This window comes from Clostridium formicaceticum, from assembly GCF_001854185.1.
In the GTDB taxonomy this organism is placed as follows: Bacteria; Bacillota; Clostridia; order Peptostreptococcales; family Natronincolaceae; genus Andreesenella; species Andreesenella formicacetica.
In genome coordinates this window covers 4,105,603-4,128,005 of sequence record NZ_CP017603.1, presented here as the reverse complement: position 1 = coordinate 4,128,005, position 22,403 = coordinate 4,105,603, and the positions used below count along the sequence as shown (strand labels likewise).

The 22,403-nt window shown below is 37.2% G+C and carries 20 protein-coding genes; 19 read left to right on the top strand and 1 reads right to left on the bottom strand.

From position 1 onward, the window contains the following. The first annotated feature begins 318 nt into the window (after positions 1-318). The 14 genes from modA to BJL90_RS19155 all read left to right on the top strand — a co-directional run bounded on the left by modA (position 319) and on the right by BJL90_RS19155 (position 14,008). Positions 319-1,110 (top strand): molybdate ABC transporter substrate-binding protein, encoded by a 792-nt coding sequence (gene modA / locus BJL90_RS19220; protein ID WP_070971973.1) that lies wholly within the window; start codon positions 319-321, stop codon positions 1,108-1,110. Positions 1,111-1,141: 31 nt separating this feature from the next. Next, on the top strand, positions 1,142-1,984 hold the full coding sequence (modD, locus tag BJL90_RS19215; protein ID WP_472234860.1) for a ModD protein: 843 nt from the start codon (positions 1,142-1,144) through the stop codon (positions 1,982-1,984). A gap of 435 nt (positions 1,985-2,419) precedes the next feature. Then, the gene (locus tag BJL90_RS19210) at positions 2,420-2,824 is read left to right on the top strand and encodes a PadR family transcriptional regulator (protein WP_070971970.1); all 405 of its coding nucleotides are present in this window, start codon (positions 2,420-2,422) and stop codon (positions 2,822-2,824) included. Positions 2,825-2,952: 128 nt separating this feature from the next. Next, positions 2,953-3,951: a biotin synthase BioB gene (locus tag BJL90_RS19205; RefSeq protein WP_070971967.1), complete on the top strand. Its 999-nt coding sequence runs from the start codon at positions 2,953-2,955 to the stop codon at positions 3,949-3,951. Between the two features lie 2 nt (positions 3,952-3,953). After that, positions 3,954-4,913 (top strand): ABC transporter substrate-binding protein, encoded by a 960-nt coding sequence (locus BJL90_RS19200; protein ID WP_236904960.1) that lies wholly within the window; start codon positions 3,954-3,956, stop codon positions 4,911-4,913. Beyond that, positions 4,913-5,719: an ABC transporter permease gene (locus BJL90_RS19195; RefSeq protein WP_236904959.1), complete on the top strand. Its 807-nt coding sequence runs from the start codon at positions 4,913-4,915 to the stop codon at positions 5,717-5,719. Before BJL90_RS19200 ends, BJL90_RS19195 begins: the two co-directional genes overlap by 1 nt. Continuing rightward, positions 5,716-6,483 (top strand): ABC transporter ATP-binding protein, encoded by a 768-nt coding sequence (locus BJL90_RS19190; RefSeq protein WP_070971964.1) that lies wholly within the window; start codon positions 5,716-5,718, stop codon positions 6,481-6,483. The genes BJL90_RS19195 and BJL90_RS19190 overlap by 4 nt, the downstream gene beginning before the upstream one ends. An 835-nt stretch (positions 6,484-7,318) precedes the next feature. Next, on the top strand, positions 7,319-7,975 hold the full coding sequence (locus BJL90_RS19185) for a class I SAM-dependent methyltransferase (RefSeq protein WP_236904958.1): 657 nt from the start codon (positions 7,319-7,321) through the stop codon (positions 7,973-7,975). A gap of 18 nt (positions 7,976-7,993) precedes the next feature. After that, complete coding sequence (locus BJL90_RS19180; protein WP_070971961.1) at positions 7,994-9,235, top strand: ABC transporter substrate-binding protein; 1,242 nt, start codon at positions 7,994-7,996, stop codon at positions 9,233-9,235. Further along, positions 9,236-9,931 carry a GTP-binding protein gene (locus tag BJL90_RS19175; RefSeq protein WP_070971958.1) on the top strand — a complete coding sequence of 232 codons (696 nt, stop codon included), beginning with the start codon at positions 9,236-9,238 and terminating at the stop codon, positions 9,929-9,931. Further along, the gene (locus BJL90_RS19170; RefSeq protein WP_070971955.1) at positions 9,932-10,951 is read left to right on the top strand and encodes an ATP-binding cassette domain-containing protein; all 1,020 of its coding nucleotides are present in this window, start codon (positions 9,932-9,934) and stop codon (positions 10,949-10,951) included. It abuts the gene before it with no gap. Positions 10,952-10,981: 30 nt separating this feature from the next. Then, the gene (locus BJL90_RS19165; protein WP_070971952.1) at positions 10,982-12,133 is read left to right on the top strand and encodes an ABC transporter substrate-binding protein; all 1,152 of its coding nucleotides are present in this window, start codon (positions 10,982-10,984) and stop codon (positions 12,131-12,133) included. A 16-nt stretch (positions 12,134-12,149) separates the two neighbouring features. Next, positions 12,150-13,229 carry a FecCD family ABC transporter permease gene (locus BJL90_RS19160; protein WP_070971949.1) on the top strand — a complete coding sequence of 360 codons (1,080 nt, stop codon included), beginning with the start codon at positions 12,150-12,152 and terminating at the stop codon, positions 13,227-13,229. Beyond that, complete coding sequence (locus tag BJL90_RS19155; protein ID WP_070971946.1) at positions 13,226-14,008, top strand: ABC transporter ATP-binding protein; 783 nt, start codon at positions 13,226-13,228, stop codon at positions 14,006-14,008. Before BJL90_RS19160 ends, BJL90_RS19155 begins: the two co-directional genes overlap by 4 nt. A 330-nt stretch (positions 14,009-14,338) precedes the next feature. Here BJL90_RS19155 and BJL90_RS19150 read toward each other — a convergent pair whose 3' ends face one another. After that, positions 14,339-15,106, bottom strand: coding sequence for a class I SAM-dependent methyltransferase (locus BJL90_RS19150; protein ID WP_070971944.1), 768 nt, complete (start codon positions 15,104-15,106; stop codon positions 14,339-14,341). A 262-nt stretch (positions 15,107-15,368) separates the two neighbouring features. Between BJL90_RS19150 and fdhF the strand changes: the two genes are divergently transcribed. The 5 genes from fdhF (at position 15,369) to pdxR (ending at position 22,399) form a co-directional block, all read left to right on the top strand. Further along, positions 15,369-18,044, top strand: a complete 2,676-nt coding sequence (fdhF, locus tag BJL90_RS21655; protein ID WP_081562113.1) for a formate dehydrogenase subunit alpha — start codon at positions 15,369-15,371, stop codon at positions 18,042-18,044. A gap of 247 nt (positions 18,045-18,291) precedes the next feature. After that, the gene (locus BJL90_RS19135) at positions 18,292-18,675 is read left to right on the top strand and encodes a winged helix-turn-helix domain-containing protein (RefSeq protein ID WP_070971935.1); all 384 of its coding nucleotides are present in this window, start codon (positions 18,292-18,294) and stop codon (positions 18,673-18,675) included. A 230-nt stretch (positions 18,676-18,905) separates the two neighbouring features. After that, complete coding sequence (locus tag BJL90_RS19130; protein ID WP_070971932.1) at positions 18,906-20,141, top strand: molybdopterin molybdotransferase MoeA; 1,236 nt, start codon at positions 18,906-18,908, stop codon at positions 20,139-20,141. Further along, complete coding sequence (gene mobB, locus BJL90_RS19125; RefSeq protein ID WP_070971929.1) at positions 20,138-20,659, top strand: molybdopterin-guanine dinucleotide biosynthesis protein B; 522 nt, start codon at positions 20,138-20,140, stop codon at positions 20,657-20,659. The genes BJL90_RS19130 and mobB overlap by 4 nt, the downstream gene beginning before the upstream one ends. A gap of 219 nt (positions 20,660-20,878) precedes the next feature. Continuing rightward, entirely contained in the window at positions 20,879-22,399 is a 1,521-nt protein-coding gene (pdxR, locus tag BJL90_RS19120) for a MocR-like pyridoxine biosynthesis transcription factor PdxR (protein ID WP_070971926.1), read from the top strand. Positions 22,400-22,403: the final 4 nt, after the last annotated feature.

The window sequence follows — 22,403 nt, the reverse complement described above, 5'->3', positions numbered from 1 at the left end:
TCTGTAGCAGTTGTAATAACTATGTTGTTTTGCTTTATAAATTTAAATTGATGGGGGTGAGGGGAAAAATTTCAAAAAATTTGTTGCTTATTATAATGATGATTCATTACATAAGGGAAGTGTGTTGCTAAGTACACAATAAAATTGTAATGGAGGTGTATATTACAGAGTTTTGAAAAGTATTGAGAAAAGAGACGAAGCAATGAGTAGATTTAGAAACAGTAAGTAATGATTAAAATTAAGAATATGAAATATTGAAAAAGGGAGAAAGTGCAAAATGGTTTCTGGGTTGAAAATAAAAACTATTATTAAGTTACGTTGCATAGGTATACTGTATTAGTCATTTTATTGTTGGTAGGGATGATTGGATGTTCAAGAGATCGTTCTACCTCTGCGGTAGAGAATGTAGAATTGATTGTTTCTTCTGCGCCGAGCCTTAAAGATTCACTTGAGGAAATTAAAAATATTTATTGTGATGATAAGAAAAATATACAGATAACCTTCAATTATGGGCCTTCGGGCTGGTTGCAGAATCAAATTGAACAGGGATCTGCGACAGATATTTTTATTTCACAGGGTGAAAATCAGATGGATGAACTTGAAATGCAAAACTTGATATTAAAGGAAACAAGGGTAAATCTAGTCAGCGACGAGCTTGTATTGATTACAGGAAAAAACAATATGTCTATTAATTGTTTTGAAGATCTTTTAAAACCTGAAGTTAAGAAAATCGGTATCGGTGTTCCGAATTCGGTACCTGCAGCCAAAACTGCTCAAGAAACTTTGGAAACCCTAGCAATGTGGGATGAACTTCAGACTAAATTGGTGATGGGAAAAGATCTTTTTCAAGTAATGTCTTATGTTGAAACAGAAAATGCTGAGGCCGGTTTTGTCTGGGATACGATAGCAAAAACTTCTAATAAGGTAAGAATTGCAGCGATAGCCCCTGAAAATTCTCATAATCCTGTTTTTCTTCCTGCTGCTGTTATATCTTCGTCGAAAAATCTTAGTGCTGCTGATGAATTTTTAAACTATCTTCAAAGTGAAGAGGCTATGAATATTTTTGAAAAAAACGGCTTTAAGAGGGTTGAAGTAAATAAAGAAGACTAATAAAAAATTTTGATAAGAGGTGAATTTTATAATGTATATTAATGATGAAACAATTGAACGATTTCTTAAGGAGGATGTATCTTATATTGATTTAACAACCCTTGTTATGGGAATTGGAAATGAAAAGGGACAAATTTGTTTTACAACAAGAGAGGATATGGTTTTGTCAGGGGTAGAAGAGGTATTGAGAATTTTCGGGAAGTTGGGAATAAAAACAATTCAATCTTTGCCTTCGGGTACTATAATTAAAAGTGGCGAAACATTCATAATAGCGGAAGGTTTGGCATCAAACCTTCATATGGCGTGGAAGGTTTCTTTAAATATTTTGGAGTACTGTTGTGGTATTGCAACTAGGACAAAAAGGTTGGTTGATAAAGCCAGATCAGTAAATCCTAAAATATCCATTGTTTCAACAAGAAAATCTTTTCCGGGGACAAAGGAGCTGGTTATAAAATCCATCATTGCAGGGGGTGCTTTTCCACACAGACTTGGATTATCTGAAACGATATTAATTTTCAAACAGCATGTGAATTTTCTTGGGGATTTTGAAGGGCTTTCTCAGATAATAGGACAGATAAAAATCAATGCGTGTGAGAAGAAAATTATTGTTGAAGTTGAAAATGAGACTGAGGCTATGTTGATAGCAGGTACAGATATAGATGGTCTCCAGTTTGACAAAGTACCGATTTCTGATTTAAGAAGCTTGGTTGAAAAAGTACGCCATATAAATCCTCAACTTACATTGATTGCTGCCGGTGGAATTAATGAGAGCAATATAGAGGGATATGCCTCCACAGATGTTGATGCTATTGCCACTTCATCAGTCTATTTTGGGAAGCCTGCAGATATTAAAGTAACGATAGATAAGTATTGAAACAACGCATAGCTTATTTGCGATTAATAACTTGGTGCCATCGATGTTGCAAAATTAAAACAAATCTCAAGGGATGGGACCATCATAGCAAGAAAAGGAAACGCTATTAAAACTTGTATGCTATAAATCAGTTAAATAAAGTAGCGTTTCCATTTAATTTTTTAATAACAATCATTACTTTATCTCGTCAAAAAAATCATTATAATTTCCGGCATAGTATTTCTATTTAGCACATTTACAGAAAATTAGAATATACCTTTTCTATTGTTATATTTTAACGTAGCCCTTTCTTTAGTTCAGGCTAAGATCTCCAAAATAATCATATTTTCAAGATTGGCATGTTCCATCGAAGTAAGCGGTTGTCTTATACAAGAATACAAATAATCGTTGCCAATACCTTCCATCGATGATAAACTAAAAAAGAGGTGATTGATTATGTCAAATAGTAGACGAAGTCTAATGGATGTCAATATCAAGTGTTCCTGTAAAGGAAACAATCTTGATAAATTGCTGCAACCTAATATTCTTTCCCTTCTTGTGAATAAAAACTTACATGGTTATGTTCTTATTCAAGAGCTTGAAGCGAAAAATGTGTTTAAGGGTGAAAAAATTGATAAAGCAGGTATTTATCGTACCCTGAAGAACTTAGAGGCACAAGGACTGGTGTCTTCTGAATGGAATATTGAAGATGTGGGAGCAGCAAAGAAGGTATATAAAATAACTGCTTCAGGAAAAGAATGTCTAAAAACCTGGATTCAAACATTGGAAGACTATAAGAAGACGATTGAAGCAATTATTGAAGATGCAAAGGAGGTTTTAAATCAAAATAGTTCTCTATGATTTACAGCGTGATAGTTAAGTGTTTTTATTGCAATGATGTGTTGAACCAGGCAGCTGCCTTTTTATCTGATAGAGTTAAGAAAAAAATATACCGATGTATAGATATGCATATGAGAAGGGGGTGTTTCATGTTGAATAATCTGGAATTGATTAGGAGAGCAAAGAAAACTGCGTTATCAGGAAAAATATTAGATAGAGAAAGTATAACTTCTTTACTTAAAATTCATCCAAACTCTGAAGAAGCTGAAAAACTAGGTGAGGCGGCAAGAGAGGTAGCCTCTGTGGTATGTAAAAACAAAGCGTATCTTTGGGCAGCAATAGGACTTGATTATAGAGCATGTCCAATGAACTGTAATTACTGCTCATTAGGTGAAAAGTGGGGGATTGTGAAAGAAGAAAGTGAATTTAGTGAAGATGAAACGATTCGTATGGTTAAAAAATATGTTCATGAGGGTGTAAGATGGATCGTACTTCGTACAACACAATTTTATAATCTGGACAAACTCATTCACTTAGCTGGAAAAATCAAAGAAGTTGTGCCTGGAGAATATGAACTTGGTGCAAATGTCGGAGAATTTGATGAAAAAGTAGCGGCGAAAATGGCGAATAGTGGGTTGGAATTTATCTACCATACTTTGAGACTGAGAGAGGGCATAGATACGAAGTTTAATCCAAGTGATAGGCTTGCGACTCTGGAAACCGTTAAAAATTCGTCTTTGAAATTGGTTTCTCTTGTAGAACCTATAGGTGTAGAGCATACCAATGAAGAAATTGCAGATGCTTTCCTGATTGCTATGAGATATAAAGCTGCTGTTACTGGAGGAATGGCAAGAGTACCTGTAAAGGGTACGCCTCTAGGTGAATTTCCTGCTCTTTCTAAAGAGAGGCTGGCTCAAATCGTTGCTGTAACCCGATTGGCTGCTGGATTCAGTGCACCTGATATATGTGTACATCAAGCTTCGGAGCTGGCAATTCAGTGGGGCGCTAATGTGGCGGTTGTTGAAACTGGTGCAATACCGAGGGATATGTGTTGCAGCTCAAAGGAAGCATGGAGGGGCTTCGATCCTGATACTGCAAAACAGTGGTTTCGTTCCAGTGGTTATCAAGTATTTGCAAAGGGGGAATAAAATTGAGAAAACTAATAGCATTGGCTTTATGTATAACATCTATGCTTAGTTTTACAGGTTGCAGTAGCAAAACTGCCAAAGTCTCTGTTGATGCAAAGGTGGGCACATGGAAAACTGCTCAAACGATTCAACCTTTTTTTTATCAAGATTATTTGGAAGCGGGGCAACAAGTAGAGATTATGGACTTCACAAATCCAGGGGATATGAAGACTGCATTATTAGCTGGAAGTCTTGATCTATGTGGTACTACTATGGTTACTGCTATCACAGCTGCATCTAAAGGAGAACCTGTAGTAGTTATTTCTGGTTTGTCCAATAAATGCTCTGCTTTGGTGGTAGGAAAGGATTCAAATATCAAAACAGAAGCAGAATTGATAGGAAAGAAAATTGCTTATGTGCCGGGAACGATGCACCATTTGCTTTTGCTTGAAGTGCTTGAAAGAAATGGAATAGACCCACAAAAGGATGTGGAACTTATAAGAATAGATTTTTTTGATATGGGTCAAGCTTTAGCACAAGGAACTGTAGATGCATTTTATAGCGGTGAGCCCTATCCTTCTATAGCCGTTGCTGAAGGTTATGGAAGAGTATTGGCATATCCCAACCATAATGAGGGTATTGGGGTTATCAATAGTGGTATGATGACAACAAAAGATAAGATTAAAAATCAGCCAGAAATGGTTCAAAAATTTGTAACAGCTCACGTAAAAGCAACAGAATACTTAAATACCAATAAAAGTGTTTGGCTTGATCAGGCTGTGACATTTGGAACAGATAGAAAAGTATTGGATGTTGCTGCAAATAATATAGAATTATTTTGGCATATTGATGAGAACTACATAGATCGTGTTAAGGATTTAGCACAGCGTATGAAGGAACAGGGACTGATTAGTGAAATGCCTGATATAGATGGGATGTTCGATTTAAGTTTCATTAAACAGGCTGAAAAGGAACTAAAATAATGAAATCAATAATGAAACATCTTTGGGAAAAGCTTGATCTTGTTGGATTTGTTTTGCCTTTGCTTCTTCTTGCCGCATGGTATTTTGTCACTGCAAGTGGCAGCATACCACACTATTTACTGCCAAGTCCAAGAAGATTTTTTCAGGTTATTGTAGACTTTGTGTTTGGTACAGCAAAGCTTACTCCCTATTCTGGAAAGATGATGGAGAATCTAATTGCAAGTAGTATTCGTGTTATTCATGGTTTTGGACTGGCGGTTTTTTGGGGACTTTTATTAGGCTTTTTGACAGGGAGAATTCAGCTGATAAAACGAATGATTGATCCTACGGTGCATATAATCAGAACTATACCAGGAATTGGATGGTTGCCATTGGCTATGCTTTGGTTTGGTATAGGAGAAAAGACTACCATCTTTCTTATCGCTTTGGCTTCTTTTTTTCCTATATATATAAATGTGGCTCATGGGGCTTCTGAAGTTCCTTTAGTGTTTTTGAGGACAGGCAGGATGCTAGGGGCAAACAAGTTTACTTTGTTCACAACGGTTATACTGCCCTATGCCTTTCCTTCGGTTGTTGTAGGGTTAAGACTTGGTTTAGGTGTTTCATGGGCGTATCTGGTGTTGGGAGAACTAACCGGGGTATCAAGAGGCCTTGGCGCTGTGATGATGGACTCTCGGATGCTGGGACAAATGGAAATGATCCCTGCTGCAATGATTTGCATAGGGATTTTAGGAAGACTCACGGATAGATTACTGATGAAGGTGTGTAACTTGATTTATCCATATAACGAAGGTGTTATAAAATGAATAATCAAAAAGAATTAATTATAGACAAAATTGAAAAAAATTTTTCATATCCTTTAAAACAAGGGAACTTGAAGGTTTTAGAAGATGTTTCGCTGTATATGGAGGTAGGAGAAATCATTGCGCTTTTAGGACCAAGTGGTTGCGGTAAGTCCACGCTTTTAAATATTGTTGCTGGCTTTGAAAAACCGGATAAAGGACAAGTAGTATTCATGGGCAAAACCGTTATAGCACCGTCTCCTGAAAGGGCTGTAGTTTTTCAATCGGCTACACTTTTTCCTTGGCTTACCGCTAAACAAAATATTGCCTATGGACTTAAGTTGCATAAACAAAAACAGGAAGTGATCAAGGAAAAATGCAAGAAATACATAGAGTTAGTGGGTTTACAAGGGTTTGAAAATTACTATCCCGCTCAACTTTCTGGTGGCATGCAACAACGGGTAGCACTTGCAAGAGTGTTGGTTTTGGAACCAAGGATGCTTCTGATGGATGAACCATTTGCTGCATTAGATGCTCAGACGCGTATAAAAATGCAGCAGCTTTTGTTATCAATTTCAGCACAGATCAAACCGACGATATTGTTCGTTACACACGATGTGGAAGAAGCATTAATTTTGGCTGATAAGGTATATGTGATGAGTAAACTGCCGGGGCGGATTATTCGACAAGTAGAAGTTCCTTTTAAAAGACCAAGATCTATTTCCATCATAGGTACCAATGGGTTTTCAAAAACAAAAAGGGAAATTTTGCAACTTTTGTTTGAGTAGTGCTTTTTACTGTTATGTCTATACAGTAGTAAAAAAGCTCTTGAGTGAAATCTTAATAATTCATCATAAACTAACTTTTTATAGTAAAAAACATTTAATTTTATCTACTTATGTTATGGGTAGATAAAATTAGATGTTTTTTGCTTTATTTATCCTTCGATGTATTGCTAAGACCCTCACTTCTATGGGAACAAACTAAGTGACTAACACCAAATCAAAGATTCGGGTTATCTACTTATGTAAGTGGGAGGTCAAGCACTACATCCTCGAATTTTATTTTCCATGAAAACAACACAATGTTACATGACGAAACAATACATAAAATATCATTACAATACAAAACGAAGTGAATTAGCGTAAAATATAGATGCATAGGTGATGTTTTTAAAAGTAACAATTAAATAAAGATTTTCGTAATGTTTATAAAATAGGCTATCAAAACAGCTGCAACACTGATTTTCAGATAAAATAGCAAATAATTTTCAAACGATTACTTAGCAATATTATCATAATATTCACTATTTTTATTTATTTTTTATTGCTTTTTTATCAGTAGCTATGTATAATATAACATAATAAAACATTACATAAATAGACAAAAATATTAAATTTTCTAGTTTTAATTAAGTTATGTCTATTTATGAAAATTTATACTTAGACAATATACATACAAAACCTTAAAAAGGAGATGATCACTTTCTTTGTAGTAACTGTGATAGTTTTATTATTTTTACTTTAATAAATCTAAAATGATGGGGGGATTGTGAGGAAAAACTAAAAAAGTTCTGTTGCTTATTTTAACAGTGATTCATTACATATGGGAGTGTGTTGGTGAATGCATAATAAAAATTGTGGCGGGGGTGGAGGAATGCACAGTAAAGCTTACGAATTTGATGAAATTGCAAATGGGCCTTTTTTTCCAATTTATCCTGTAATCGCACAACAGATCAAGGAAAAGACAGGAATAAATTTTGGCAGGTGTCTTGATATAGGTAGTGGTGGAGGACATTTAGGGCTTTCTTTGGCACAGATTACTGATATGGAGGTTATTCTTCTTGATAAATTGGCAGATGCTTTAGTGATAGCCAAAAAACGGGCAGTTGATTGGGGTATAGAGAAAAGAACTTGTACATTGCTTGCTGATGTACATCAAATACCTATGGAGAATGAAACGGTTGACCTATGTATCAGCAGGGGATCGGTATGGTTCTGGGAGGATCAGAAAAAAGGCTTTGAGGAAATCTACAGAGTTCTTACAAATGGAGGCATAGCTTATATCGGTGGAGGTTTTGGCAACAAAGAATTGCAAGAACAAGTGGATAAAAAAATGAAAGAGCGTGATAGTGAATGGCCTAAAGGCAGAGAAAAATTTGTTGCAGGTAATACTGTTGAGCACTTTACAAAAATATTGGAGAAAATAGGCATCTCAAACTTTGAAATAACCGATGACGAAAAAGGTATATGGATTGTATTTAAAAAAATAAAAAATTAGAAATGAGGTGATTTTAGCATGAAGATCAATGATATAAGACTCAATAGTAAAATCAAAGACATTATAGAGCAATATCCAGAAACCCTTTCTGTATTTGCGGCTAATGGATTCAATGCAAGTACAAAAGAGAGTTTGCTTGAAATGCTGGGAGAGTCCATGATGTTAGTAACTGCCCTTAAGGTAAAAGGGGTAAATCAGGAGCTTTTTATAAAAATGCTGGAAGAGCAGATAGCAGAAAAAGCTAACATAACGCAGGAACAAGATGAGGATGTAGCGCAAAAGTTAAATTTTGTTGGCTATACCTATTGTCCTTTAAAACTTACCTTTCGTGAGTGCTTTGAAGAGGTATTGAAGAAATATGTATCAGATACCGGAGATAAGGATTTTAAGTACTATGTACCTTCCGGTTGTAGTAGTGAAGATCCTTATGAGAATTTATGGAAGGCTGATCATATCAACCAGTTGCCAGAAGTTATTGCTTCGGTAGGTTTTAGAGACTTTTTTCGGAAGGAATTTGTGGAGAAGTTCGTGAATAAGGGATATTTTAAAGCAGTGCCGCAGCCTAAAGTCCACAAAGCACTTGTATCAGCTGGATTGATTGATCGCGACGGATGGTATACTGTATATTCTGTATTTCCATTGGTGATGTTGATTGACAAAAAAAAACTTGGGAAGCTGCCAGTGCCAAAACAATGGAGTGATCTGTTGCATCCTATTTATGCTGATAATATCATTATAGGGGCTTCTCATGGTGATATTCATGAAGACCTTCTTCTTTATATTTACAAGGATCATGGTGAAGAGGGTCTGGTGAAGCTTGCAGCCAATATAAAGGCTGGCTGGCATGCTTCTCAGATGGCAAAGACTGCTGGTACAAATAGCAGTGAGGGAGCAGCAGTTTATGTCATACCCTGGATGTTTGCAAAATCTTGTCCAAGAACAGAGACTACTGAAATCATTTGGCCTATAGATGGTGCTTTGACAACGCCTATTTATACACTGGTAAAGGAATCTGCAATGGAGAAGTACAAGCCTTTTATTGATTTCTTAATTGGTTTTGATTACGGACAAAGATCTGCAGATAATTACTTCCCTGTAAGTAATGCTGAAGTTGATAATAAGCTTCCAGTGGAAGCGAGCTTTAAGTGGCTGGGCTGGGATTATATTAAATCTCATTCAATGGAGGAGCTTAAGGAGTATGTTGTAGGGATTTTTCAGCAACACTGGGAAAAAAAGACTGAAATGAAGGAGATGGCATAAATGCGACTAATTACAGTATCTGGACCCCCTTCATCGGGAAAGACCTCTGTCATATTAAAGACAATGGAATACCTTAAGAGGGAGAATTTTAAAATTGGTATTGTGAAATTTGACTGCCTGTCCACCTATGATGACCAACTGTATGAAAAGGCAGGTATAACGGTGAAGGTAGGGCTTTCGGGAAATCTTTGCCCAGATCACTTTTTTATTAGTAATATAGAAGATTGTGTAGCTTGGGGAGTTACACAGCAGTATGATTTTTTAATCAGCGAAAGTGCTGGATTATGCAACCGCTGTTCCCCTCATATCAAGGAGGTTTTGGCTGTATGCGTTATTGACTGTCTTTCTGGCGTGAATACCCCAAAAAAGATAGGACCTATGCTGAAGCTGGCAGATATCGTAGTTGTCACAAAGGGTGATGTTGTTTCTCAGGCTGAAAGAGAAGTTTTTTCCTTTAGAATAAAGCAGGCAAATCCCAGGGCATTTATAACATTTGTAAATGGCATTACTGGACAGGGAGCCTTTGACCTCAGTATAAAGCTTAAAAGTGCCATGGATGTTTTGGATCTTGAAGGAAAGCGTTTAAGGTTTTCCATGCCGGCTGCATTGTGCTCCTATTGCTTGGGAGAAACAAAAATCGGAGGGGACTATCAGACAGGCAACATAAAAAAGATGGATTTGGAGAATGTGATTTAAATGAAGGAATACATATTATCAACAACACTAGATCAAATCGTAAAGGAGCATCCTTATGTAGAGGATTTTTTCATCTCCATAGGAATAAGAAATTTTCATACCAGTCTGACAATTGAGGAACTTTTATATAATCTTGCCGATGACTTTCTTGAAGATTGTGGCATGGAACGGGAACAAATACTCAATCACTTTATTGGATTTATGGAAAAAATAAGTGAACTTAAGAGGCAATCAAGCTTGACTATAGAGGAAATTACAGTGATAGGGGGACAGGATAAATCAGGAAATCATGAAAATGTTACTTTGACAATGAAACCTGGTGAAATTATATGTATTGTTGGAGCAACGGGTTCTGGGAAAAGCAGATTGCTGGCGGATATAGAATGTCTAGCCCAAAAAGATACCCCTACAGGAAGACGAGTGCTACTTAATGGAGAGATTCCACCTCTAGATAAGCGTTTTTCCATAGAACATAAGCTGGTGGCTCAATTATCTCAAAATATGAACTTCATTATGGACCTGACGGTGGAGGAATTTGTGACAATGCATGCTGAAAGTCGCATGGTCTCTCATATTGACCAAGCAGTACAGATGATTGCTCAGTGTGCGAATGAACTGGCAGGAGAAAAGTTTACCATGGATACACCAGTTACCGCTTTAAGTGGCGGACAATCCAGAGCTTTGATGATTGCGGATACAGCTCTTCTCAGCACATCTCCTATTGTATTAATTGATGAGATTGAAAATGCTGGAGTTGATCGCAAGAAAGCCCTAGAGCTTTTAGTTAAGAAAGAAAAAATTGTATTAATGTCTACCCATGACCCTATTTTGGCTTTGTTGGGGGATAAAAGAATTGTGATTAAAAATGGTGGAATTAGTAAAATCATAGAAACCAGTCAAGTAGAGCGTGGAAATCTTAAACTATTGCAGCGATTGGATGCTAGGCTGGTAGAACTTCGAAACATGCTTCGAAGAGGAAAAAAAATTGAATTTGATGCAAGAGATTTTTTTGAAATTTAAGAGAGGTTTAAAAGAAAGGAAGATACGGTTATGAAGGCTAAGGCGTATATGAAGATGATAGTAGTTTTATTAATAGTATCACTAGTGCTTGGTGGCTGTGGTAAAGCTGTTGAAAAACAAAATGAACAGGTTTCTACAGAACAATCCCAGCGAATGGATGAACAAAAAAGTAATGTTCAGGGCAATGAGACTAGAAAGGTTGTAGACATGGCAGGGCGTACTGTGGAGGTTCCTACGGAAATTAAAAAGGTTTATACTACGGGTCAGATCGGTATTGTCCTGCTTTATACCATTAATCCGGACAAGCTTGCAGGATGGGGGTTTCCTTTGGCACAGGGGGAGAAAAAATATATTCCGGAAAAGTATTGGGATTTGCCAGTTCTCGGGTCATGGTCAGGAAAGAATAATAAAGGGAATATAGAAGAAATTATCCGTGTACATCCTGATGTTATTTTTGCCATTGGAGAGCTGGGGGATTCCCAGAAAGAACTGGCGGATAATCTACAGGAACAAATCGGAATACCGGTAGTGATGGTAGAAGCACCACTTGATAAACTGGACAAAGCATACGAATTTGTAGGAGACATAATGGGAGAACAAGATCGATGTAAAGACTTGGCAGATTATTGTTTTAAGACCATTTCAACTATAAAAATGCAAGTAGAAAGCGTGCCGGAGGAAAGCCGAGTCAGCGTGTATTATGCAGAGGGACCAAAAGGACTTGAAACAGATCCGAAGGGTTCTTCTCACACGGAGGTTCTTGACTTTGTAGGTGGTATCAATGTTGCAGATGTACCTATGCAACAAGGATACGGGCGTTCCGCAGTATCTTTGGAACAAGTGCTCAAATGGGACCCTGATATAATTATTACAGGTTATGATAAAGATTTAGGAGGAGAAGGATTCTTTGCTGATGTGTTTAAAAATAGCGACTGGCAGGGACTTAAGGCTGTCAAAGACAAAAGGGTTTATCAAATTCCTTCTTATCCTTTTGACTGGTTTGACCGTCCACCTTCCGTAAATCGCATTATCGGTGTAAAATGGCTGGCAAATCTTTTATATCCTGAGTTTGTAGATATAGACATAGTGGCAGAGGTTAAAGAATATTATGAAAAATTCTATAATAAAAAACTGACGGATGATGAAGTGAAGCAATTACTTCAAAATGCAGGAGGCGAATAGATAGGGAGGTGTTTTCGTGCAAAAGGTAAATGAATTAGAAGAGAGTATAAAAACCCATGGTATTCGTAAATATGAACAACTAACTTGTGGTATAAACTACATGATGATTATTCTGGTTTTCTTGCTTATTGCAGTCTTTTTCATATCCTTTACCTTGGGGCGATACGCGATTTCTATCTCCGAGATATTGAATATTTTCTTTTCTAAAATATTCCGACTAGAAGCCACATGGCCGGATACTGTTGAGACAGTAATATTTAAAGTAAGAATTCCGAGAATATTTGCTGCCATGCTTGTTGGCGCTGCACTATCTGTGTCAGGAGCTTCCTACCAAGGGTTATTCAAAAACCCTATGGTATCTCCTGATATTTTGGGGGCTTCAGCGGGAGCGGGTTTTGGAGCAGCGTTAGGCATTTTGATGTCTTTGGGAATCGTAGGAATACAAGCGTCTTCATTTCTGATGGGACTGGGGGCGGTAGCACTGACATTTGTTGTCAGCAGCATCATTGGAAGGGGAAATAATGCTGTATTGGTATTGGTACTGACGGGTATGGTGGTATCAACTTTGTTTTCCTCCTTCATTTCTATGACAAAATATTTAGCGGATCCTTACAGTAAACTTCCTGAAATTACCTTTTGGTTGATGGGAGGATTGTCAAGTATTACGATGAAGGATGTTAGGATGATGATTATTCCTGTTGTATTAGGGGCTGTACCTCTTTTGCTTCTCCGATGGAAATTAAATGTTTTATCCTTTGGAGAAGAAGAAGCAAAAGCCTTAGGCATTGATACATCTAAGCTCAGACTGGTGATTGTTATTTGTTCTACACTCTTGACGGCTGCTTCTGTTTCTGTGTGTGGCATGATTGGATGGATTGGTCTGGTTATACCTCATTTTGTAAGGATGCTTGTGGGTCCCAATTATAAAGTATTATTACCGGCTTCATTTTTGGTGGGGAGTATATTTCTTCTAATCGTGGATAATGTGGCAAGGACTGCATTTCCTTTGGAGATTCCACTTGGTATTCTTACTTCGTTAATAGGCGCACCGTTTTTTATTTATCTTTTGTTGAAGGGAAAGAGGGGATGGATATGAGATTAGAAGTCAGAGGTGCTGTTTGTGGCTATGGAACAAAAAAAGTAGTAAAAAATATTTCTCTCAGTATCCAGTCAGGAGAGATATTATGCTTATTAGGACCTAATGGTGTGGGGAAGACCACTTTATTTAAAAGTATTTTAGGTTTTTTGAAACTATTAGGAGGAGAGATATTATTAAATGGGAAAAATATTCAAAACGCTTCAAAACTACAACTGGCAAAGGCTGTGGGCTATGTCCCTCAAGCACATACGCCACCTTTCCCCTTTACTGTTCTGGATGTTGTTATTATGGGTAGGACTGCTCATTTGGGGATGTTTGCATCCCCTTCCAGAACAGACAAAGAAATTGCAGAACACGCATTGGAAACACTGGGAATTTCTTTTCTAAAAGACCGAATTTATACGGAAATCAGCGGTGGAGAAAGACAAATGGTATTGATTGCCCGTGCTTTGACACAACAGCCAGAGATCTTGATTATGGATGAACCTACTTCTAATTTGGACTTTGGCAATCAGATACGTGTATTGCAGCAGATTAACAGACTTTCCCAAAAAGGGTTGGGGGTCATTATGACTTCTCACTTTCCTAATCATGTGTTTCTGTGTTCCAACAAGGTAGCTTTGATGCAGCAGAATCATGTTTTTATGGTGGGAAGCGTTGATGAAGTTGTGACGGAAGAAAATTTAAAGTCGGCTTATGGAATAGATGTCAAAATAACAAGTATGCTGGATACAAAAGGAAACACTGTTAAGACTTGTGTTCCGTTAATCCATTGAACATGGAATTGACATGCTGGCGGGAACAACAGTGATTGACAAAAATAAGGTATGGAATTTAATTCAGGAAGGAAATCAACACCAATTTTTTCTGGAAGGATCCACAATGGTCAAGCTATGTAAAGACGAAGTCTCATCATAAATAGGGTAATAGATTCTTTATAAAACTATTTTATTGGATTAAGGCTATTGTAGATAAAACAACTAATTTCATGATGCAAATGGATTTTGAATCAGGTGAAGTAGCGTCTCCACCTGATTCTTCTATGTTAAATTTTATTTAAATCCATGCACTGATTTTAAAGGACTATAGCTTCATCCAACTTATTATTATTCAGGTTCCACTTTTTCAGAGACAAACACGATAGAATTATAGCGAAAATATTTTATACGTTCTGTCGTTAAATATTCCTCATAGCTCTGATCCACATTAGTAATCTCCTCAGGTCTATAAAATCGGTGAGCTATTACTGAAGTTGTTTTCATTCCGTGCTTATCAATGAATGCTCCAATATCATCTCCCCAATCAATATTCACCAGTGCACCGCTACTACGGAGGGGATCTCCATGGTGGATTTGAGGTAGTTCGGAACGGAAAATGGTAGATCGCCCTTCGTGGAAGGGGATTGTAAAGATATGACGACCATTTTTCTTCAGCACCCGACTTATTTCAGCAAAGGCTTTGTCAGGGTTTATCACATGCTCCATGACATCTTGTGTGATAATCATATCAAAACTATTATCATCAAAGGTCAAGTGTTCAAGATCATTACATAAAATACCATCTACAAATTCTCCAGGCTTAACCCCATCAAAATACTCAAAACAAACATAACCGGGTAATTGCTTGAAAGCTTCGTGAATCGGTCCTGAAGCCTGAGCCTCTAAAATACGCATCTCTTTGAAAGTATGAAAGCAATCCTTAAGTGATGAAGAAGGATATGCAATTTCATCAATAAGCACCCTTGCCAAGTCAGAATTTCTTAGACGCGCTCCACAGGAACTGCACTTAGCCTCTCTAAAACAAGCAGCCCCCTCCATAATCTCAAAAGTACTTAAATTACCACAAATGCAGCATGTTTCATCAACAACAATCATTACTTTACCCCCCTAAAAAATCATGATAATCTTGATACTATTATTTCTATGTACTATATTTACAGAAAATTAAAACACGTCTTTCAATTATTATTATATTTTAATGATGAATAAGTTACAAGTAAGAGGCAATATGAGATATCTCAACAAAAATAATTATAGATAAATATCATTATGCCAGTATTGACATAATGATATTTTGAAGATAAACTTAAATTGGAAGAAATTTTAAAATTTTGTAAATTTAAAAGGGAGGGAGAATATGGTTAATCTAAAGATTAATGGTGTGAGCATTTCTGTAAAAGTTGGAACATCCATTTTAGAGGCTGCTCAGAGCGTAGGTATTGATATACCAACATTCTGCTATGACAAGGATCTTACAGCTGACGGTGCTTGCCGGATTTGCGTAGTAGAAGTCGAAGGTTTTCGCAACCTACCAGCATCTTGTACTACACCAGTTAGTGAAGGAATGGTAGTGTACACTGAATCTGAAAAGGTAATAGAGACTAGAAAAATGATTTTAGACCTTTTGCTAGCTAACCATCCACAAGACTGTTTGACTTGTGAAAAAGCTGGTTCTTGTAAGCTTCAAGATTATTGTTATCGTTATGATGTAAGAAAAACTACTTTTGAGGGAGCTCGAAAAAATCTACCTATCGATGATGAAAACCATCTGATTCAACGTGATCAAAACAAATGCATTTTATGTGGCAAGTGTGTTAGGGTATGTAAAGAAATTCAGGTAACGTCAGCCGTGGACTTTACGGGTAGAGGGTTTGATACAACAGTCACAACAGCTTTTAACGCACCGCTAAGCATTGAACAGTGCCGTTTTTGTGGTCAGTGCGTTGACATTTGTCCAACAGGTGCTTTAAGCAATAAGCAAATAGCGGGAACTCGGCCATGGGAGGTTGAGAAGGTCAGAACAACATGTCCTTTCTGTGGTACAGGATGTAATTTCGATTTAAATGTAAAAGAGGGAAAAGTTATCGGCGTTACTTCTACTCCTGATGCCGTTGTTAATGGTCGTTCTTTATGTGTTAAGGGGAGATATCATACTGATTTAATATATAGCCCTAATCGGATAACTACCCCACTAATTAAGAGGAAGGGGGAATTTGTTAAAGCTACATGGGATGAAGCTTTAAATTTAGTAGCAACTAAATTTAAAGAGATAAAAGCTAGAGATGGTAGTGATGCTCTTGCGGCTTTAAGTTCTGCTCGTTGTACCAATGAGGATAACTGGGTCATGCAAAAATTTATGCGGGCAGTGATAGGCACCAATAATGTCGATCACTGTGCTAGAACATGACATGCTCCTACTGTGGCCGGTCTGGCCATCACATTTGGAAGTGGAGCAATGACAAACTCTATTAGTGAAGTAGAGTATAATGATGTTCTCTTTATTATTGGTTCTAATGCTACTGAGGCGCATCCAATCATCGGCAACAAGATGAAACGAGCAGCTAAACGAGGTGCTAAACTCATTGTAGTAGATCCTCGCCGTACTGAATTGGCGGAATATGCTACCTTGTGGTTACCACTAATCCCTGGAACAGATGCCGCCTTGATTAATGGTTTAATCAACATTATCGTAAATAAGGGATGGGAAAATCGACAATATATTGAAGAACGCTGCGAAGGCTTTGATGCTATGTGGAAGATAGCACAAACCTATACACCAGAACGAGTGAGTGAAATTACAGGTATTCCGGTGGAAACCCTTTATAAAACGGCTGAGTTATATGCTCTTACGCCAAAGGCAGGTATTTTTTATACTTTAGGGATTACTGAACATACAACAGGGACGGCTAATGTTATGTGCTTAGCCAACTTAGCAATGGTAACTGGACATGTTGGGGTTGAGAATGCCGGAGTAAATCCTCTGCGGGGACAAAATAATGTTCAGGGTGCTTGTGACTTGGCGGCGTTACCTAACGTATTTCCAGGTTATAAGGATGTTACAGATCCTAATAATGTAGCTATCTTTAGTCAGGCTTGGGGTGTAAATGTATCTGATAAAAAAGGTCTGCGTATCCCGGAAATGCTAGATGAGGCTTTGCTTGGCAACGTGAAGGGAATGTATGTCATGGGTGAAGATCCTGTTTTGACTGATCCTGATGCTAATCATGTTCGGAAGGCTTTTGAAGCGCTTGAGTTTTTAGTTGTTCAAGATTTATTTATGACCGAGACGGCTACTTATGCTGATGTTTTTCTTCCAGCAGCTTGCTATGCTGAAAAAGACGGAACTTTTACCAATACAGAAAGAAGGATACAAAGGGTTCGTAAAGCCGTGGAGGCCCCAGGTCAATGCCGTTTAGATTGGGAAATTATTTGTGATTTAGCCCGCCGAATAGGTTATAAGATGAAATACAGTTCTTCGGAAGAAATTTTTGAGGAAATAAGGAAATTAGTTCCCAGTTACGCTGGCATCACCTATCAAAGAATTGATAAGGTTGGATTACAGTGGCCTTGTCCTGATGAAGAACATAAGGGTACTAAATTCTTACATGAAGGTCGTTTCCCTAGGGGAAAAGGACTCTTCATAGGTGTTGAATATGAAGCTCCTGCTGAGTTAACGAATAAAGCTTTTCCTAAGCTATTGACCACTGGGCGGATGTTATACCACTATAATATTATGACAAGACACTCTAAGAACCTTGATACTTTACGACCCTTTGAGCTGGCAGAAATCAACCCTGTTGATGCAAAAGAGATAGGTATAATAGATGGTGATCAAATAAGGGTTAGTTCCCGTAGAGGTTCAATCATTACCAGAGTAAAGGTTACCGAACGGGTTTCCCCAGGATTATTGTTTATGACCTTCCACTACAAAGAAAGTCCGGTAAATGAATTGACGAATTCGGCTTTTGATCCTGTTACTAAGACTGCTGAATATAAGGTTTCTGCAGTGAAAATTGAGCGATATAATAGTTAAAAAAGAAAAAGAAGATTAATTGGAGACTAAGTGAAATATTGACACTTTGCGTAAAAGATCTTATGCAGATTTTTATGGATCATTGATCACAGACTTGCTGCAGGCTTAGGCTGGTGATGTAAAGGAAAATTTCATTCATCTACTCTACTGAGTTTAACTAGCATAAGCGGTTAATTATTGTTATAATGGTACTAGTCTACATAACTTTATATTTACAATAATTTGACCGTATAGAGGTGAATAAAATTTGAAAGATAATAAAATCTCTGATCTTCAAGTAAAGCTATCACCACGTTCGAAAATCTGGATCGAATCTCAAGGAGAGGTGGTATTTGGTCGTGGAAGATTACTTTTATTTGAAGCAATAAGTGAAACAGGTTCCATCAGACAAGCTGCCACAAAATTAAATATGTCTTATCGGGCTGCCTGGGGTAAAATCAAGGCCACTGAGGAGCGGCTAGGTATGAAATTATTGGAGAAAAATACCGGTGGTCATAAAAGTGGTGCAGAATTAACTCCTGAGGCAGTAGAATTGCTTGAATCCTATGGAAAATTCAAAGAAGAATCCGAAGAAGCAGTTAATAAATTATTCGCTAAATATTTTGATGGGTTTATCAATAAGTTTAGATAAATAGAATGAATATTGTTGTCATCTCATTATGCCTTTATTTACATAACCAAGCTAATGAAGTGGGCTTAATGAGAATCCTATTTATTCGGCATCATTATGCCTGAATTGACACAATGATGCTGAATAAATTTCCTAATCAAGGAGAACTAAAACATGGTATTGCACAAAAAATGAGATTGCTACCAAAATAGCTGTAACTGCCACTTTAGCAAATGTCAAGGAGGAAAGCTATGAGAACCAATGTTACTTTAGAAGAAGCATTAGCAATGTTGTTAAAGGAAAGTGGCACAATAGAAGCTGTTCATGTTCCTCTATTAGATGCATTGGGAAGTGTATTGGCTGAAAATATTGTGTCAGATATGGATATGCCTCCTTTTAAGAAATCTCCGCTGGATGGCTATGCTGTCAGAGGGGAAGATACTGAAGGGGCATCTAAGGACACGCCTATTATCCTAAAGGTGATGGATTTTGTGCCTGCTGGCTATGTATCCAACAAGAGGCTAGGTAAAAAAGAGGCAATGCGGATTATGACAGGGGCAAAGATTCCCGAAGGGGCAGATGCTGTAGTAAAGTTCGAAGATACGAAGTATACAGAAGAAACAGTAACAGTCTACAAAAAGTATCCTGTCGGTACAAATATCGTAAAAGCTGGTGAGGATATGGAAAAAGGAGATCTTGTTTTACAAAAAGGTGAGGTAATTGATGCTCCTGAAATAGGTATATTAGCTACTTTAGGAAAAGCTTATGTAGAGGTTTTTAGAAAACCGCGGGTAGCGATTTTATCCACTGGAGACGAATTGGTAGATATGCAACAGCCTCTAGTTGAAGGAAAAATACGAAACAGCAACTCCTACACCATTGCCGCTCAAATCAAAAAGCTAGGGGCAAAACCTTTGATGTTAGGAATATGCAGTGATGCTATTGAAATCATTAAAGCAAAGCTAAACTCCGCCTTAAACTGGGCTGACATTGTTATTACTACTGGCGGTGTTTCGGTGGGGGATCATGATTTAGCTAAGGAAGCTTTTCGGGAGGTGGGGGCAGAAGTATTGTTTTGGCGTGTAAGGATGAAGCCTGGCACACCGATAGCTGTTGCAAAGAAAGAGGAGAAGTTAATTTTTGGCCTCTCTGGAAATCCAGCTGCTGCTTATATTACCTTTGAACAGTTTGTTAGGCCCATCATTTTGAAGAAAATGGGGAGAGGGAATTATAAGTTGATGGAGGTAAAATCTATTTTAGAAAGTGATTTTACAAAAGCAAGTAATCAAAACAGGTTTGTAAGGGGAAATACTTATTATAGAGACGGTAAGTATTATACAAGGCTTCCAGAAAAACATAGCTCTGGTGTTCTTACAAGTCTTATGGGAACCAATTCTCTTTTTTATATTAAGGCATTAACAGGTCCCTATAAAAAGGGAGATGAGATAACCGTCCAACTATTAAATCATCCGGAGGTGTTGAAATGATACCAGTTTTTTCTATCGTAGGAAAATATTCTAATATCGGTAAAACCACAGTTTTATGCAATATGATTAAAGAGCTAAAAGCTAGAGGTTATAGGGTAGCTACTATAAAACATGATATTCATGGTTTTGATATAGACCATCCCGGAAAAGATACATGGAAGCATGCTCAGGCAGGCTCGGATGTTGTGATAATTTCTTCTCCTACAAAGTTCGCAAAGATTGAAAAGGTAGGAAGAGAATATACTTTAGACGAAATATTGACGGGTATTAAAAATGTAGATATTATTATTATAGAAGGATACAAACACTCTGATAAGCCAAAGCTTGAGGTCTACAGAAAAGAAATTACTAAGGGATTTTTATGCGCTAATGATGAAATGTTTGCAATTGTTACTGATGATGAACATGAAAAAGCTATTCCTACCTTTGGATTTCATGAGACCGACAAGCTAGTAGATTTTATTGCACAAAAAATTGGGGTGAGGAGACGAGTTCCTTGTTCTGTTTTGACGGTATAATTATGATGCATCATTTCCAGATAAGTTCACCACCGTATTGAGTTAATTAACTTGATACGGTTTTTCATTTTTACTTAGTTTTTGGATGTTTACTAATAAATATAAAATTTAAAATTCAAAATGGATGGCTTGAAAATAATTGCAATGGAGGTTTTATACCAATATTTTCTATGCTATAGTTAAATTGGAGGGCACCATTTATAAAAAAGGATGGTTAATATGGAAATAGTGATTAATAGAAACTGTAATACGCCAGTGTATTTACAAATTAAAAACCAAATTCAACATAAAATCATATCTGGTGAGCTAACGGATGATTATGTTTTACCTTCTGAAAGAAGTCTTGCTAAACAGGTAAAGGTGGATAGGAGTACGGTGGTGAAGGCTTATATGGAACTGAAGGCAGAAGGACTCGTAGAATCCTTTGTTGGGAGGGGAACTATTGTGCTCCCTCAGATTTCTAAAAATATGACTTTTGATAAGTTAACTGTGCCTAAAATTAATTGGAGTCAGTTTGTGAGCCAAGATTTTTTTATGAACAGTCAAAACCTTATTGCTCAAATAATGGAGGCCCATCAACACGAAAAGGTCATATCCTTTGCTGGGGGGATACCTTCTTCTGATACCTATCCTATAGAAATCATAAAAACGCTTCAAAATTACTGCATGGATAAATATCGAGAGAAGCTTTTTATGCCCACAAGCATTTATGGATGTATGGAGCTAAGAAAGGCTATAAAAAAACATGCAGAAAGTAGAGGGATAAACGCCTCAGTAAAGGAAATCATGATTACTTCAGGAACACAGCAGGGAATCTATTATTTTGCAAAACTGTTTGTTGAAGCGGGAGATATGATATTAGTGGAAGAACCCACTTATCTGGGAGCTATAGAAATATTTAAGTCAGCTAGGGGAAAAGTCGTCGGCGTACCGGTGGATGAAGAAGGAATGAAAACCGATGTTTTAGAAAACCTATTGCTTCGATATAGACCTAAGTTTATTTATACGCAACCTAGTTTTCAAAATCCTTCAGGAGCTACCTTAAGCATCAGGAGAAGAAAAGAATTATTAAAGTTGGCGTATTTTTATCAGGTCCCCATATTAGAGGATGACAGCTATAGTGAAATCAACTTTAGTGGGAAGCGGTTTCCTTCACTAAAAGCTCTTGATAAAAAAGATTATGTTGTTCACTTGGGAAGTTTTTCAAAGTCATTATTTCTGGGGATGAGGATTGGATGGGCTATTGCCAATGAATACATCGTTGGCAGGTTCGGGAGTCTTAAGCAGATAACAGATTTACACTCCAACACCATGGCGCAGTATTTACTAAGCGAGTTTTTAATACAAGGATATTATGCCAAACATCTAACTAAGGTGGTTGGAGAATATAAGAGCAAAAGAGATTTGATGTGTAATGAGATAACAAAATATAAAATAAATGGGTTGGAATTAAGCATACCAGAGGGCGGCTATTTTCTTTGGTGTAAGCTGCCAGAAAATATTAGACTGTCAGTGTTAATGGATCACGCCATCAAGGAAGGTGTAATGTTCATGCCTCCAGATCCATTTTATAGCAACGGTTCTATAGGGGATGCTTACATTAGACTGAACTATACTTACCCATCAAAGGAGGAAATCAAAGAAGGGGTAAAGCGTTTGATGGAGGCTATTAGGAAAGCCCAGATAAGAAAGTGTCCGCAAGGAGAGGTAAGCTATAGTAATAGAAATCCTATATTTTGATGGT

Bases quoted from the DNA above. Each gene is read 5' to 3' on its own strand.
- BJL90_RS19195 (WP_236904959.1), top strand. From the start codon at position 4,913: ATGAAATCAATAATGAAACATCTTTGGGAAAAGCTTGATCTTGTTGGA.
- BJL90_RS19165 (WP_070971952.1), top strand. From the start codon at position 10,982: ATGAAGGCTAAGGCGTATATGAAGATGATAGTAGTTTTATTAATAGTA.
- BJL90_RS19155 (WP_070971946.1), top strand. From the start codon at position 13,226: ATGAGATTAGAAGTCAGAGGTGCTGTTTGTGGCTATGGAACAAAAAAA.
- mobB (WP_070971929.1), top strand. From the start codon at position 20,138: ATGATACCAGTTTTTTCTATCGTAGGAAAATATTCTAATATCGGTAAA.
- BJL90_RS19205 (WP_070971967.1), top strand. From the start codon at position 2,953: ATGTTGAATAATCTGGAATTGATTAGGAGAGCAAAGAAAACTGCGTTA.
- BJL90_RS19130 (WP_070971932.1), top strand. From the start codon at position 18,906: ATGAGAACCAATGTTACTTTAGAAGAAGCATTAGCAATGTTGTTAAAG.
- BJL90_RS19190 (WP_070971964.1), top strand. From the start codon at position 5,716: ATGAATAATCAAAAAGAATTAATTATAGACAAAATTGAAAAAAATTTT.
- BJL90_RS19170 (WP_070971955.1), top strand. From the start codon at position 9,932: ATGAAGGAATACATATTATCAACAACACTAGATCAAATCGTAAAGGAG.
- BJL90_RS19150 (WP_070971944.1), bottom strand. From the start codon at position 15,106: ATGATTGTTGTTGATGAAACATGCTGCATTTGTGGTAATTTAAGTACT.
- BJL90_RS19210 (WP_070971970.1), top strand. From the start codon at position 2,420: ATGTCAAATAGTAGACGAAGTCTAATGGATGTCAATATCAAGTGTTCC.
- BJL90_RS19180 (WP_070971961.1), top strand. From the start codon at position 7,994: ATGAAGATCAATGATATAAGACTCAATAGTAAAATCAAAGACATTATA.
- modD (WP_472234860.1), top strand. From the start codon at position 1,142: ATGTATATTAATGATGAAACAATTGAACGATTTCTTAAGGAGGATGTA.
- pdxR (WP_070971926.1), top strand. From the start codon at position 20,879: ATGGAAATAGTGATTAATAGAAACTGTAATACGCCAGTGTATTTACAA.
- BJL90_RS19185 (WP_236904958.1), top strand. From the start codon at position 7,319: ATGCATAATAAAAATTGTGGCGGGGGTGGAGGAATGCACAGTAAAGCT.
- BJL90_RS19175 (WP_070971958.1), top strand. From the start codon at position 9,236: ATGCGACTAATTACAGTATCTGGACCCCCTTCATCGGGAAAGACCTCT.